The organism is Bacillus sp. FSL M7-1020 (assembly GCF_038050415.1).
Taxonomy (GTDB): domain Bacteria; phylum Bacillota; class Bacilli; order Bacillales; family Bacillaceae_G; genus Bacillus_A; species Bacillus_A toyonensis.
This window is the reverse complement of record NZ_JBBOTW010000001.1, coordinates 4,164,080-4,179,080: the sequence shown is the minus strand read 5'-3', so window position 1 is coordinate 4,179,080 and position 15,001 is coordinate 4,164,080. Positions and strand designations below refer to the sequence as shown.

Below are 15,001 nucleotides of genomic sequence, written 5' to 3'. Positions count from 1 at the left end.
GGAGGGTGTTGGCAATGACAAAATTAGACGCGACATTGACAATGCTAAAAGAGTTAACAGATGCACGTGGTATTGCTGGTAACGAGCGTGAACCACGTGAAGTAATGAAGAAATATATTGAGCCGTTTGCGGACGAACTTTCTACTGATAATTTAGGAAGTTTAGTTGCGAAAAAAGTTGGGGAAGAAAACGGCCCGAAAATTATGGTTGCAGGTCATTTAGATGAAGTTGGCTTTATGATTACGCAAATTGATGACAAAGGCTTCCTTCGTTTTCAAACAGTTGGTGGCTGGTGGTCACAAGTTATGCTTGCACAGCGCGTGACAATTGTAACGCGTAAAGGAGATGTAACAGGTGTAATTGGTTCAAAACCACCACACATTTTACCTCCAGAAGCTCGTAAAAAGCCAGTTGATATTAAAGACATGTTTATCGATATTGGTGCTTCTAGCCAAGAAGAGGCAATGGAGTGGGGCGTACGACCAGGAGATCAAGTTGTACCTTACTTTGAATTCCAAGTGATGAAGAATGAAAAAATGTTACTTGCAAAAGCATGGGATAACCGAATCGGCTGTGCGATTGCAATTGACGTATTAAAACAATTAAAAGATGAAAAACATCCAAACGTTGTATACGGCGTTGGAACTGTACAAGAAGAGGTTGGTCTTCGTGGTGCAAAAACATCTGCGAATTATATCAAACCAGATATCGCGTTCGCAGTAGATGTTGGTATCGCTGGAGATACACCGGGTGTAACGTCAAAAGAGGCGCAAAGTAAAATGGGCGATGGACCGCAGATTATTTTATATGATGCTTCTGTTATTGGACATACAGGTTTACGTGATTTCGTAGTTGATGTTGCTGACGAACTACAAATTCCATACCAATATGATTCAGTAGCTGGCGGGGGAACAGATGCAGGTGCGATTCACATTTCTGTAAATGGTATTCCGTCTATGGCAATTACGATTGCGACACGCTACATCCATTCGCATGCGGCAATGTTACACCGTGATGATTATGAAAATGCAGTGAAGTTAATTGTAGAAGTTATTAAACGTCTTGATAAAGAGGCTGTACATAACATTACATTTAATTAATAGAAAAAAGCGAAGGAGAATCTCCTTCGCTTTTTTATGTGTTAAAAAGGTCTTTCTAATCCTGCGGCAGTATGGGCCCCTAAAATAATTAAACGAGTTAATTGCATGGCCATAAAATGCGGGGTATATATCATCCCCCTTTTTAACCATGACATAATCATCCCGATGTGAGCCCCTGTCACATAACTAATTAGAATATCACGAGGAACCATAAGATCTTTATCATCTGGTTGTGAAATTGATAAGCTTAATGTTAAATGCGTTTGTATTGTTTTCATCATTTTATAAGAGTAGTTTCCTGCAGCTTTATCCCCGAGCATAACATTATAGAAGTTCACGTTTTCTGCGATGTGTTCGAACAGAGCCAAAAATGTTGGATGTGGTGAATCGAATGTAAGTTGAAAATCCTCTTTATTTTTATTTTTCGGTTTGATTACTTCTGCTAGCTTCTCTAACATTTCTTCAATGCTTTTGTCTAATAAGTCGTATTTATCATGGTAATGGCTATAAAATGTAGCGCGATTTACAGGAGCGCGTTCTGCGATATGTTGAACAGTTACATTTTCAAACCCTTTTTCGCCTACTAAAGCGACAAAAGCATCCTGTATGAGTTGTCTCGTCCGCTTTACACGTGGATCATTTGTATTTTTAATAGACATTTTACTTCTCCTCGTTTCATTTTATACACTTAAACAACAAATCGTTATTATATTGTTGTTTAAGCGACATTTCATACTTAAATTGTCGGTTGTAGATTCGAAATAATTATTTATAATTATAAACGATAGTCCTTTAGAAATCAGCACCACTCGCAGGTAGACGAAATCCGGTTTATGCTGCTGAAGGTGTGCTTTTTTTGTTTAAAGGTTAATATAATTAACAATTAAACAGTATAAACAATAAGGATGTAAATAGTTTAGAAAAAAATTATATGCGATATAAGGAGAGGAATGCAATGAATCAGTTTCGAAGAATGGTGATTATCAACATTATCACATTAATTGTACTAGTTGGCGGCGGCATTGGCGGTTATTACTATTACAATCAAGCGGAAAACTATTTAAAAACAGAAAATGCGAAAATTGATGGAAAGGTAATTCCAATTGCTTCACCAGCAGCAGGTAAATTGACTGACTGGAAAGCTGAAGTAGGAAAAAACTACAATGAGAACGATAAATTAGGTGCTGTCACTGTAGCTGGAGCAAATGGGGAGCAAACAGTAGACGTAACAATTCCGCAAAACGCGACAGTTGTACAATCAAACGCAACGACAAATGCTTTCGTTGGAGCTGGTAGCCCAATTGCTTATGCATTTGATATGAACAATTTATGGGTAACAGCAAATATTGAAGAAACAGATGTTGACGATGTGCAAAAAGGTCAAGATGTAGACGTGTATGTAGATGCATACCCAGACACGACGTTATCAGGAAAAGTAGAGCAAGTTGGATTAACAACAGCGAATACATTCTCTATGTTACCATCAAGCAACGCAACGGCGAACTATACGAAAGTAACACAAGTGGTACCAGTTAAAATTTCTTTAGATCATAGTAAATCAGTAAATATTGTTCCTGGCATGAATGTGACAGTTCGTATTCATAAGTAAGGGGGAGATGAGATGTCCTCAATTGCAATTGCAGGATATGCACTATTTTGTATAATCGTCTTCTTCCTTGTAAATCGTCTTTTACGAAAGAAAAAAACGAACGTGGGAGAAGAACAAGTCCCAGCCGTAAGTAAAATAGAAGTAAGTAAGGTAGAAACAGAAGAAAAAGAAATTGAACGAAAGCAAGAAACAGAAATTTCTAATGTAGTTGAGTTAGAAACAGGTAAGCAAGAAGAAGTAAAACAAGAAAAAGAAATGCCGAAAAAACAAACGTCTATGCCTATAGAGAATGTGAACGTAAAAGCAGTTGTAACAGTATTAATTCTCGGGATGTTCGTTTCTATTTTAAACCAAACGATCATTAACGTTGCATTGCCTCCGTTAATGAATGAATTTAATGTATCAACTTCAACAGCACAATGGTTAATTACAGGCTTCATGCTCGTAAATGGTATTTTAGTACCGATTAGTGCCTTTTTAGTTTCACGATTTACGTATCGTAAATTGTTCGTAGCGGCAATGTTATTCTTCACGGTAGGATCTATCATTTGTGCTACTTCAGGAAACTTTACAATGATGATGACGGGCCGAGTGATTCAAGCGGTTGGAGCGGGTATTTTAATGCCGGTTGGTATGAATATTTTCATGACATTATTCCCGCCTCATAAGCGAGGAGCAGCTATGGGATTACTAGGGGTAGCGATGATTTTAGCACCAGCTATCGGACCAACTGTAACAGGATGGGTAATTGAAAACTATAGCTGGAACTTAATGTTCTACGGAATGTTTGTGATTGGTTTAATTATTACTTTCCTATCTTTAAAATTCTTTACACTAGCTCAGCCGGTATCTAACACAAAGCTAGATGTATTCGGTGTTATTAGTTCAAGTATTGGACTAGGTAGCTTATTGTATGGATTTAGTGAAGCGGGAAATAATAGCTGGACTAGTGCAGAGGTTGTGATATCACTTATCATTGGTGTAGTAGGTATTGCAGTATTTATTTGGAGAGAGCTAACAACGGACAATAAAATGCTTGATTTACAAGTGTTTAAATATCCAGTATTTACTTTTACTTTAGTAATTAACGCAATCGTAACGATGGCATTATTCGGAGGTATGTTATTACTTCCAGTATATCTACAAAATATTCGTGGCTTTACGCCAATTGAATCTGGTTTACTACTTCTTCCAGGATCATTAATTATGGGGATCATGGGACCAGTAGCAGGTAAATTATTCGATAAATATGGCATTCGTCCATTAGCGATAATTGGATTGGCAATTACAACTTATGCGACATATGAATTTACAAAATTATCGATGGATACACCGTATAGCGTTATTATGACGGATTATATTATACGTTCAATTGGTATGTCATTCATTATGATGCCAATTATGACAGCTGGTATGAACGCGCTGCCGATGAAATTAATTTCTCACGGTACAGCAACGCAAAATACGTCAAGACAAGTAGCTGGTTCAATTGGAACAGCGATCTTAATCACACTTATGACGCAACAAACGACTGCTCACGTAGCGGATTATGGCAACATGTTAACAACGTCAAATCCAATTTTAGTTGATAAAGTACATGGTATGGGCCAAAGCTTAGCGGCTTTAGCTGGATCAGCTCAAGCGGGAGATGCGATGAGCACGCAACTATTATTCGGACAAATCTCAAAGCTATCTGCAATTAACGGTATTAACGATGCCTTCTTAATTGCAACAATACTCGCAGGTATTGCTTGGGTGTTATCGTTCTTCTTGCCATCAGGCAATAAACCAAATAGAAAAGCAGGGAATTAATTTCCCTGCTTTTTTGTGTTTTTTATGTAGTTAGATATAAAAGATGATAACTAGTTACAGAGCATAATCCTGTTATAACCAAAATCGTCCCCATAGAACGAATACTTGATATTTGTCTGCCACTTATAATAGCTACTAGTCCAGCTAATGAGAAGAAGCACCAATATAAAGTTCCCGAAATTGGAACCATTCCCTCTAAATCTATTCCATAACCTATACAAATGATAGGAACAACGATAAGTGATATGCTAATTAAACCAGTTATAACGATAAGTGATTTTCGATATTTAATTCCGGCAGCAATTAAATAAATGCCAACGATGCCTTCACATAATAACAAAATAGGGGCTAAGATAAGCCAAATAAATAAACCAGTAGATTCCATATGTAATAACTCCTTAATGAATAAAATATGAATCAGGCATGGACAATAGCTGCAAACAGTCCTATTGAGAAAATAATGAGTCCCATGTTGCGTATACTCTTAATTTTTGAATGTACCCCATTCAATCCTGCTAATAAACCAGCTAGAGAGAAAAGCATCCAATATAGGACAGGTGGAATGTGGAGAACGTTCTCTCCATTGATACCTTTGTTTAAAAAAAGTAAAAGGCATTATAACGAATGAAAAGCAAATAATCCCCATTAAGGTAACAAGTAATTTCCGATGTTTAATTTCTGTTACCATTAAAAAATACCACCAGCAATCCCGCATAGTAAGAGAAGTGGCGTAAAAAGCATCCAAATAATACTGAACATATGTAAACTCTTTTATGTGAATTAAGTTATATTTTACTACATGAGGTTTATTTTGGATATTATTAATAAAATCGAAAAATAGTTATTGGCGATTTGAAAAGCTAGAGGATAGTGTAACAAAAATTATACTGACGCCTGTCCTAACTTCTGGTGAAGAAGGAGAAAAGAAAACGAATTATCGAAAAGTGCTAACGGAAGAAGAGTTTGAAGTTGTTATAAAAGAGTAAAAAGAGGTATCGCGATGATACCTCTTTTTAACTTAAGAATGCTAACATATTATTCATAATATGAAATAACATAGCTGGAATAATGGATTTTGTTTTCTTGCATAAAATAGCCATTAATAATCCCGTGAAGAAAGTAATTACCATTACTCCGAGTGAGTATGTATGAGCGATACCAAAGAAGAAACTTGTTAAGACTGCTGCAATCCAAAATGGAAAGCGTTCAGAGAAAAAGTGGAGTAAAAAACCACGGAAAATAAGTTCTTCAAAAATTGGGGTGAGTATCGCAAAGCCGATAAGTAATAATATTTGATACTGTTCAAATACGTCTAAGTTTAGTGCAGAAGCTTGTTGCTTTGTTGCGTCTTGGAACACATATTTTAAAAAGATATAATTGAGCACGATGCTTATAGCGAAGAAAAGAAGTAAGTATAAGTATGTGCGCCATTCTTTCAGTGCTTTAAAATTAAAAGATTTTAATAGTAAATTTTTTGCGGGTTCGAATTTAAAAATGAAGAATAACAACACGGTTAGTTGTAATCCGATACTTGCAGTATTTGCAATAGATTCATACAGGGCAATTTGTTTTTTATTTTCGAGTCCGGCTGTATAAATTGTTAAGGGCATTGCGAGGAACACAGTAATGAGTCCAGTTCCGAAAAAAGCAAATAAAACGGAGCTAATGAATTGTCCCCATGACATAGAGTATTTCTGTTCATAAGGAAGTTGTGTAGTGGGTTGCATATGTAGAATCACCTCTTTATATTTATATATTTAATTATAAAGTGTTTTATTTTTATATGTAACATTTAAATATTACATATAAAGGTGTATTTTCCATAAAATAATAAAAGAGGTATCACCCTATAGTGATGCCTCTTTCTCATTGATAACTATGTTCTGCCTTGTTATTTGATTTTGATTGCTCTATTTGCAATTCACGCTCTACCAATCGATCTAACTGCTGAATTGCTTTTAGTGCTTTTTCATAAGAGATAGTTCGATAGTGGTGTGCGCCGCCTGGTTCTTCGTCTGCTTCATCTGCCCACTTAATAGTGTTTTGTAGAGGTGTTCTTTCAAGTGATTGTTCTACTAGGAAAGAATCAGTATGCAATAGAATTGCAACAGAAATTTCTTTGGCTTGCTTCGGATGTTCGCCTAATCGGATTAATAACTTATGAGCTCTTTCCGCTCCTTTAATTGCATGTATATCATTCTTTTTATATAAGTCATAGTCCCATTCGCCGCCTGTGTACCATGTATGATGTCCGATATCGTGAAGGAAACCGGCTTTTGTCGCAGCATCGACTGAGGCGTGATGCTTTTTGGCTAAGTGAAACGCATGGTAAGCGACAGCAATCGCGTGGACCATTCCAGAACGGTTCACATATTTTTGGGTAATGTGGTGTTTAAAAACTTGTTCAAGCGTAATACGTTGCATAAAACATTCACTCCTTTTATCTAATGATGTATATGAAGAAAAATCGATCGGTTTAAATGTATTTTGAACATTGTACTCCATCAATCAGCGTTAGTAAAGTAGAAATGTTTAGGAGAAGAAAAATTTTATAGACATAAAAGGTCACCTTAGTTTTTTCTAAGGTGACCTTTTATTGTTTATTTTTTTAATCCTTGTTCTAGTGTTTCTAACATTTCGTGCTTTTCATTTTCATCAGCGTTTTTCCAAATGACTTCGAATAAAACACCAAGACCTGGAAGCATTTTTTCTTCACCGCTTTGAATTGCATCGACAATCGTTTCTTGTAATTGATCTTGTGAATTTCCAGATACATTTGCTAATACAGCACCACGTAAATTAAAACTCATTGCTTTCACCTCTTCTTCAGAATTGAAACTGACGTTAGTTTTTGTTCTTTTTTATGTAAATATGTATGAAAAATAGGCTATAATGATAAGACAAGAAGAGAGGGAAATACATATTATGAAAAACATTGATTCAGTACAAAATCCGCGTGTGAAGCAGTGGAAAAAGCTGCAAACGAAAAAAGAACGCGATAAAAAAGGGTTGTTCTTTGTTGAAGGATTCCACTTAGTGGAGGAAGCTTTAAAGGCAGGAGTTGTAACAGAACTTATCGTTTCAGATCAAACAGACCTTCCGAAAGATTGGACAGTGAATGATGTTGAAATGTATATCGTGCCTGAAGCGATTGTAAAAATACTTCGTGAAACAGAAACGACACAAGGTGTATTTGCTGTCTGTGAAAAGCATGAGAAAGAAGTAGCTCTTACTGATGGGAAATTTCTTTTATTAGACGGCCTTCAAGACCCAGGTAATTTAGGAACGATTATTCGTACAGCTGATGCAGCTGGTATTCATGCCGTTGTGCTTGGAGAAGGTTGTGTTGATGTTTACAATAGTAAAGTACTGCGCTCTACACAAGGTTCTATTTTCCACTTACCGATTGTAAAAGGGAATTTAGAAGAATGGGTAGACAAGTTAAAAGAAAATAGTGTTCCTGTATATGGAACAGCTCTTGAAAATGGAGCTCCTTACGGTGAAGTAACACCAGCCGGAAGTTTTGCATTAATTGTAGGGAATGAAGGAAGCGGCGTACGCCAAGAAATTCTTGCGAAAACGGATCAAAACTTGTATATTCCGATTTATGGCGGGGCAGAATCATTAAATGTTGCGGTTGCAGCAGGGATTTTAACGTATTATTTACAAAGCCCGGTTGCGAACAAATAAAAAACTTCTTATAATAAGTTGAAGTACATGTTCGTAATGAACATATAATAAAAGTTAAATAACGAAAAACGTTGATAGAGAAGAGTAGCTGACAAAATCGCCATATAGGGAGAGAATGCCGTAGACTGAAAGCATTCTTATGGTAGACGGAAGTGAATTCACCTCTGGAGTTGACGCCAGGACCATGTATATGTAAAGGCGTTCCGGTCAGAATTGATCGTTATAACTAATGAGTGGGCAGACTTGTTCTGTCAATTTAGGGTGGTACCGCGAATTTACCTCGTCCCTTTTTGGGAGCGAGGTTTTTTTATTTTTAAAATTAGGAGGGTTCCAAATGGAAGCACGTTTAAAAGAGCTAAAGCAAAAAGCGTTAGAGCTTATTGAAGAAGCGAAAGAGCTAAAGGGCTTAAATGACGTACGCGTAGCGTATTTAGGGAAAAAAGGCCCAATTACAGAAGTATTACGCGGCATGGGAAAATTATCAGCGGAAGAGCGTCCACGTATGGGAGCATTAGTAAATGAAGTACGTGAAGCGATTCAAACGCGTTTAGATGACAAAATTGGTAACTTAGAAAAAGCAGTAATTGAAGCGAAATTAGCTACTGAAACAATTGATGTTACCTTGCCAGGTCGTCCTGTTGAAACAGGTTGTCACCATCCGTTAACAGCTGTTGTTGAACAAATTGAAGATGTATTCATCGGTATGGGTTACGAAGTAGCTGAAGGAACAGAAGTAGAAAAAGACTACTACAACTTCGAAGCATTAAACTTACCGAAAGATCATCCAGCGCGTGATATGCAAGATACATTCTACATTACAGAAGAAACGTTACTACGTACGCATACATCTTCTGTGCAAGCACGCACGATGGAAAATAACAAAGAAAAAGGCCCAATCAAAATTATTTGTCCTGGTAAAGTGTATCGCCGCGATGACGATGATGCGACGCATTCACACCAATTCATGCAAATTGAAGGTCTTGTAATTGATAAAAACATTCGTATGAGTGACTTAAAAGGTACACTGCAAGTATTCGTGAAAAAGATGTTCGGTGAAGACCGTGAAATCCGTCTTCGTCCAAGTTTCTTCCCATTCACAGAGCCATCTGTAGAGATGGATATTTCGTGTATGATGTGTCACGGTAAAGGTTGTGGCACTTGTAAAGGAACTGGCTGGATTGAAATTTTAGGCGCAGGTATGGTTCACCCGAACGTACTTGAAATGGCTGGTTATGATTCAAAAGAATATCAAGGTTTCGCATTCGGTATGGGCGCAGAACGTATCGCAATGTTGAAATACGGCGTAGATGACATACGTCATTTCTATACAAATGACGTACGTTTCTTACAACAATTCAAACGAGCGTAAGGGAAGGAGAGGATAAATATGTTCGTATCATATCGTTGGTTACAAGAGTATGTAGATATTAAAGATGTAACAGCACAAGAACTAGCAGACAAAATCACGAAAAGTGGTATTGAAGTAGAAGGTGTTGAAGTATTAAATAAAGGTGTAAAAGGTGTTGTAGTTGGTCACGTATTAGAGTGTGAAAAACACCCAGAAGCTGATAAGTTAAGCAAATGCTTAATCGATATCGGTGAAGAAGAACCAGTTCAAATTATTTGTGGTGCTGCTAACATTGCAAAAGGTTTAAAAGTACCAGTTGCAAAAGTTGGCGCTGTACTTCCTGGTAACTTCAAAATTAAAAAAGCAAAACTACGCGGTGAAGCTTCTCATGGTATGGTTTGTGCTCTTCAAGAGCTTGGCATTGATGGAAAGTTAGTTTCAAAAGAATACGCAGATGGTATCTTCATCTTCCCAAGTGACGCTGAAGTTGGTGCAGATGCACTTGAAATTTTAAACTTACATGATGAAGTACTTGAGCTTGGTTTAACACCAAACCGTGCAGATTGCTTAAACATGTTAGGTGTTGCATATGAAGTAGCTGCTATTTACGGCCGTGAAGTAAAACTTCCAGCTATCGACTTACAAGAAACAGCAGAAAAAACTTCTGACTACATTTCTGTAAGTGTAGAAGCGAAAGAAGAAAACCCATTATATATTGCAAAAATGGTGAAGAACGTAAAGATTGGTCCATCACCAATGTGGATGCAAACGCGCCTTATGGCAGCTGGCATTCGTCCAATTAGCAATGTAGTTGATATTACAAACTACATTTTAATGGAATACGGTCAACCGTTACATGCATTCGATTACGATAAATTAGGTTCAAAAGAAATCGTTGTTCGTCTTGCAAAAGAAGGCGAAAAAATTGAAACGTTAGATGATCAAGAGCGTACGTTACAAGAACATCATCTTGTAATTACAAACGGCACAAAAGCTTTAGCGGTTGCTGGTGTAATGGGCGGAGCTGATTCTGAAGTTACAAATGAGACGGTAAACGTTTTAATCGAGTCTGCATACTTTGCAGGTCAAACAGTGCGCCGTACATCAAAAGACTTAGGTCTTCGCAGTGAATCAAGTGCACGTTTTGAAAAAGGAATTGATCCAACACGTACGTTTGAAGCAATTCAACACGCAGCTGCTTTAATGGCGAAATATGCTGGCGGAGAAGCACTTGAAGGTGTAGTAGAAGCTGATAACTTACAAGTACAAGAGCGTACAGTATCTGTTACGGCTGAAAAAGTAAACCGTGTATTAGGTACAGATATTTCTGCAAGTGAAATGGGTACAATGTTCACAAACTTGAAATTCCCATTCACAGAAGTAGAAGGAACATTCCATGTAAATGTACCAGCACGTCGTCCTGATATTACAATTTCAGAAGACCTAGTAGAAGAAGTGGGTCGTCTGTATGGGTATGATCACATTCCAGTTACATTACCTTCTGGAACGATGACACGTGGTAAATTAACATCAGCACAAACGAAACGTCGTAAAGTACGTCGCTTCTTAGAAGGTGCTGGTTTATATGAAGCAATCACATATTCATTAACAAGCGCTGACAAAGCGAAACAATATATGGTTGAGCCGAACGAAAAAGCTCCTGTAAATCTTGCGCTTCCAATGAGTGAAGAGCGTAGTCAACTTCGTTTAAGCTTAGTGCCACAATTGTTAGAAGCAGTTTCATACAATGTTGCACGTAAAAACGACAGTGTTGCTCTATACGAAGTAGGTTCTATCTTCTTACCGACAGAAGCAGGAGAACTTCCGAAAGAAGAACAACATCTTGCGGGTGTTATGACAGGTCTTGCTCTTCACCATGCATGGCAAGGCGAGAAGAAAGTAGTAGACTTCTTCGTTATGAAAGGTGTGCTAGAAGGATTATTCGACGTACTTGGCGTTGCAAACCAAATCGCATATGCACCAGCAAAACGTGAAGGTATGCACCCAGGCCGTACAGCTGACATTGTATTAGATGGCGAAGTAATTGGATTCATCGGTCAATTGCATCCAGAATCGCAAAAACAATTGGATGTGAAAGATACATTCGTATTCGAACTATCTCTTGTAAAAGTATTCGGTGCAGACGTGGAAGAAACTTACTACTTACCAATCCCACGTTTCCCATCGATGACACGTGATATGGCTGTTGTTGTAACGAAAGAAACAAAAGCTGGCGGAATGAAGCAAGTCATTGCTGAAGCTGGTGGAGAACTTCTGAAAGACGTAACACTATTCGACTTATACGAAGGTGAAAAAATGGAAGAAGGCAAGAAATCACTTGCATTCTCTATGACTTACTTCGATGCAGAACGTACGTTAACAGACGAAGAAGTAACAGAAGCACATAACCGTGTATTAACAACGGTAGAAGAGAAATTTGGTGCGGAGTTACGTAAGTAATAAGAAATTGCCGGATCTATTCCGGCAATTTTTTTTATGATGCGATTGTCGATATATTATAAAAATTGCCGATATATTTGAAGTTACGGTCGATATATTGCGAAAATCGCTGATATATTTTCTGGTGTCTTGCATCTTTCCCTCGAATGTAGTACATTAATTTTAGTTTAACAAAATGAAAGACGATGATAAGGAAAAGTAGTATATACTATAATCCATAGCGAGTCAGGGACGGTGAGAGCCTGATGAGGCGGTATATGTGAAGAACACCTTGGAGTTGCTAACCGAAATTGAATCTTGTATTCAAGAGTAGACTTAGACGGGAATCCGGCCTGTTACAAACCGGGAAGTATGTATTACATACGAGTTAAAGTTGGTCTTTATGACAAATTGGGTGGTACCGCGAAGTTTAACCTTTCGTCCCTTTATGGATGAAAGGTTTTTTTGTATTTAAATATATCAGCAAAGGAGAATTTCACTATGGAAAACACATTAGTAAAAAGTCTGTATAGAGATACAGAAAAGTATGCAGATCAAACAGTACAAGTATCAGGGTGGATTCGTAACTTACGTGATTCAAAAGCATTTGGTTTCATCGAATTAAACGACGGTAGCTTCTTCAAAAGCGTTCAAATCGTTTTCGATACAGAATTAGAGAACTTCAAAGAAATTGCAAAACTTCCACTTAGCTCTTCAGTTAAAGTAGAAGGTAAAGTAATTGCAACGCCTGGAGCGAAGCAACCATTTGAAATTAAAGCAGAAAAAATTGATATCGAGGGCTTATCAGATTCTGATTACCCACTTCAAAAGAAGCGTCATACGTTTGAATACTTACGTACAATCGCTCACTTACGCCCAAGAACAAATGCATTCTCTGCAACGTTCCGCGTACGTTCTATCGCAGCATTTGCGATTCACCAATTCTTCCAAGAGCGTGGATTCGTACATGTTCACACACCGATCATTACTGGTAGTGATACAGAAGGTGCTGGCGAAATGTTCCGTGTAACAACGCAAGATTTAAACAACGTATCAAAAGGTGAAGACGGACAAGTTGATGAATCAAAAGACTTCTTCGGTAAAGAAACAAACTTAACAGTAAGTGGACAGCTGAACGCTGAAGCTTATGCATTAGCATTCCGTGATGTATACACATTCGGACCTACATTCCGTGCGGAGAACTCAAACACAACTCGCCATGCAGCTGAGTTCTGGATGGTTGAGCCTGAGATTGCATTTGCTGAATTAGGCGATGTAATGGATCTTACAGAAGATATGCTGAAATATGCAATGAAATATGTATTAGAACATGCACCAGAAGAAATGGACTTCTTTAACAGCTTCGTTGATAAAACAGTTCTAGAGCGCATGAACAATGTGATTAACTCTGACTTCGGTCGTATCACTTATACAGAAGCAATTAAAGTACTTCAAGAATCAGGTGCTGACTTTAAATACCCAGTAGAATGGGGTATTGACTTACAAACAGAGCATGAAAGATACTTATCAGAAGAAATCTTCAAACGCCCTGTATTCGTAACAGACTATCCAAAAGACATTAAAGCGTTCTATATGCGTATGAATGAAGACGGTAAAACAGTAGCTGCTACTGACCTTCTAGTTCCTGGCATCGGCGAATTAATTGGCGGAAGTCAACGTGAAGAAAGAATGGACGTTTTAGTAGAAAGAATTAAAGAACTAGGCATGAACGAAGAGGACTACTGGTGGTACTTAGAACTTAGAAAATACGGCGGTACAAAACACGCTGGATTCGGTCTAGGTTTCGAGCGCTTCCTAATGTACATTACTGGTATGGCTAACATCCGTGACGTAATTCCATTCCCAAGAACTCCAGGTTCTTCTGAGTTTTAAGATATAAAAAAAGCGAGAGCAACTGCTCTCGCTTTTTTTATTGAGAAAGGTTGTAATTGCAACCTGAACTTTATAAAGTATTTCACGACTAGAAAAGATGTTGTTCATAGTTCAATTCCCACTTCATATATAAGTAAAACGAATGCGACATTTATATAGGGAAGGGGTTTTTATACAATGGGGGAAATTCCAAGTCATACAAAGTGGACATTGCGTGACAAGTATATAGTAATCACTGGTGCAACAAGTGGTATTGGATTAGCGGCAGCTAAGGTGTTTGCAAAAAGCGGTGCTAAGCTAGGAATCATTGCACGTAATGAAGCAAAAGCGAATGATGTTATGACTCAACTTGAAAATATAACGGATGGGAATGCAGTGGTAGATATATTTTTCGCTGATATGTCTTCCCAACAATCTATACGCCAGGTAGCTACCAATATTTTAGAAAGATGTCCGAGAATTGATATATTAGTAAATAATGCGGGTGCTTTATTTCAAACAAGGCAAATTACAGAAGACGGTTTGGAGATGACCTGGGCGGTAAACCATTTAGGTCCATTCTTACTTACAGATTTGTTGTTGGAGCGTTTAAAAGAAAGTGCTCCTGCTCGCGTCATTACCACTGCATCTCACGGTCACAAAATGGCTAAAAAGGGAATTGATTTCGATGATCTAGATGCAGAACAACTGTATCGCGGTATTAAGAAGTTCATGGGCGGTCCTACAATGCGTTATGCACAAACAAAACTAGCTAACATTTTATTCACCTCTGAATTGGCACAGCGGTTGGAGGGAACGGGTGTTAGTGCTTATAGCTTTGACCCGGGGCTAGTGAATACGAATTTTAACCAGGATAATGGTCTAGCTGCTCGCTTAACTATGGCAGCAATGAAACCTTTCTCCCGTACGCCGGAGAAAGGTGCTGAAACTTTAGTATGGCTAGCAGAATCAACTGGATTTACTAATCAGAGTGGTTATTACTATGCCGATAAACAAGTAGGGGAAATGTCTGAAGCTGCCTTGGATAAGGATGCAGCAAAGCGTCTATGGGACATAAGCGAAAACCAAACACGAGAGTAAAAGAGTAGCGAGTATATGTTCAGATTATTA

The 15,001-nt window shown here is 37.8% G+C and carries 13 protein-coding genes, 2 pseudogenes and 2 other annotated features; of the genes and pseudogenes, 9 read left to right on the top strand and 6 right to left on the bottom strand.

What is annotated here, in order from left to right; genetic code table 11:
- The first annotated feature begins 14 nt into the window (after window positions 1-14).
- On the top strand, window positions 15-1,100 hold the full coding sequence (locus tag MHB70_RS21395; RefSeq protein WP_000163548.1) for a M42 family metallopeptidase: 1,086 nt from the start codon (window positions 15-17) through the stop codon (window positions 1,098-1,100).
- Between the two features lie 41 nt (window positions 1,101-1,141).
- On the opposite strand, the gene MHB70_RS21390 is transcribed toward MHB70_RS21395, so the two are convergent.
- A complete protein-coding gene (locus MHB70_RS21390; RefSeq protein ID WP_000023657.1) occupies window positions 1,142-1,759 on the bottom strand; it encodes a TetR/AcrR family transcriptional regulator in 618 nt (205 codons plus the stop codon).
- Between the two features lie 296 nt (window positions 1,760-2,055).
- Between MHB70_RS21390 and MHB70_RS21385 the strand changes: the two genes are divergently transcribed.
- Both MHB70_RS21385 and MHB70_RS21380 read left to right on the top strand, forming a co-directional pair.
- Window positions 2,056-2,709 (top strand): HlyD family secretion protein, encoded by a 654-nt coding sequence (locus MHB70_RS21385; RefSeq protein WP_001071409.1) that lies wholly within the window; start codon window positions 2,056-2,058, stop codon window positions 2,707-2,709.
- Window positions 2,710-2,721: 12 nt separating this feature from the next.
- Entirely contained in the window at window positions 2,722-4,521 is a 1,800-nt protein-coding gene (locus MHB70_RS21380) for a DHA2 family efflux MFS transporter permease subunit (RefSeq protein ID WP_000094770.1), read from the top strand.
- 22 nt (window positions 4,522-4,543) lie between these two features.
- Here MHB70_RS21380 and MHB70_RS21375 read toward each other — a convergent pair whose 3' ends face one another.
- Both MHB70_RS21375 and MHB70_RS21370 read right to left on the bottom strand, forming a co-directional pair.
- Window positions 4,544-4,906 (bottom strand): hypothetical protein, encoded by a 363-nt coding sequence (locus tag MHB70_RS21375; protein ID WP_000446231.1) that lies wholly within the window; start codon window positions 4,904-4,906, stop codon window positions 4,544-4,546.
- Between the two features lie 13 nt (window positions 4,907-4,919).
- Window positions 4,920-5,280, bottom strand: a pseudogene (locus MHB70_RS21370) (ammonia permease).
- 62 nt (window positions 5,281-5,342) lie between these two features.
- On the opposite strand from MHB70_RS21370, the pseudogene MHB70_RS21365 reads away from it, so the two are divergent.
- A pseudogene (locus MHB70_RS21365) lies at window positions 5,343-5,507 on the top strand (DUF4179 domain-containing protein); the annotation flags it as partial.
- A 27-nt stretch (window positions 5,508-5,534) separates the two neighbouring features.
- On the opposite strand, the gene MHB70_RS21360 reads toward MHB70_RS21365, so the two are convergent.
- From MHB70_RS21360 to sspI, 3 genes are all read right to left on the bottom strand, one after another.
- Window positions 5,535-6,248, bottom strand: coding sequence for a CPBP family intramembrane glutamic endopeptidase (locus MHB70_RS21360; protein ID WP_061529679.1), 714 nt, complete (start codon window positions 6,246-6,248; stop codon window positions 5,535-5,537).
- A gap of 139 nt (window positions 6,249-6,387) precedes the next feature.
- The gene (locus tag MHB70_RS21355) at window positions 6,388-6,945 is read right to left on the bottom strand and encodes an HD domain-containing protein (RefSeq protein WP_001189005.1); all 558 of its coding nucleotides are present in this window, start codon (window positions 6,943-6,945) and stop codon (window positions 6,388-6,390) included.
- Window positions 6,946-7,121: 176 nt separating this feature from the next.
- On the bottom strand, window positions 7,122-7,331 hold the full coding sequence (sspI, locus tag MHB70_RS21350) for a small acid-soluble spore protein SspI (protein WP_000009509.1): 210 nt from the start codon (window positions 7,329-7,331) through the stop codon (window positions 7,122-7,124).
- Window positions 7,332-7,413: 82 nt separating this feature from the next.
- On the opposite strand from sspI, the gene MHB70_RS21345 reads away from it, so the two are divergent.
- The 5 genes from MHB70_RS21345 (at window position 7,414) to MHB70_RS21325 (ending at window position 14,971) form a co-directional block, all read left to right on the top strand.
- Entirely contained in the window at window positions 7,414-8,211 is a 798-nt protein-coding gene (locus tag MHB70_RS21345) for a TrmH family RNA methyltransferase (protein WP_002039772.1), read from the top strand.
- A gap of 62 nt (window positions 8,212-8,273) precedes the next feature.
- Window positions 8,274-8,502 (top strand) — a binding site (T-box leader).
- A 43-nt stretch (window positions 8,503-8,545) separates the two neighbouring features.
- Window positions 8,546-9,580 (top strand): phenylalanine--tRNA ligase subunit alpha, encoded by a 1,035-nt coding sequence (gene pheS, locus MHB70_RS21340; protein ID WP_000388217.1) that lies wholly within the window; start codon window positions 8,546-8,548, stop codon window positions 9,578-9,580.
- Window positions 9,581-9,598: 18 nt separating this feature from the next.
- Window positions 9,599-12,019 carry a phenylalanine--tRNA ligase subunit beta gene (gene pheT / locus MHB70_RS21335; RefSeq protein WP_000498175.1) on the top strand — a complete coding sequence of 807 codons (2,421 nt, stop codon included), beginning with the start codon at window positions 9,599-9,601 and terminating at the stop codon, window positions 12,017-12,019.
- 176 nt (window positions 12,020-12,195) lie between these two features.
- Window positions 12,196-12,447 (top strand) — a binding site (T-box leader).
- A 52-nt stretch (window positions 12,448-12,499) separates the two neighbouring features.
- Window positions 12,500-13,891: an asparagine--tRNA ligase gene (asnS, locus tag MHB70_RS21330; protein WP_000432186.1), complete on the top strand. Its 1,392-nt coding sequence runs from the start codon at window positions 12,500-12,502 to the stop codon at window positions 13,889-13,891.
- Window positions 13,892-14,068: 177 nt separating this feature from the next.
- Complete coding sequence (locus MHB70_RS21325; RefSeq protein ID WP_000503915.1) at window positions 14,069-14,971, top strand: SDR family oxidoreductase; 903 nt, start codon at window positions 14,069-14,071, stop codon at window positions 14,969-14,971.
- The last annotated feature ends 30 nt before the right edge of the window (window positions 14,972-15,001 follow it).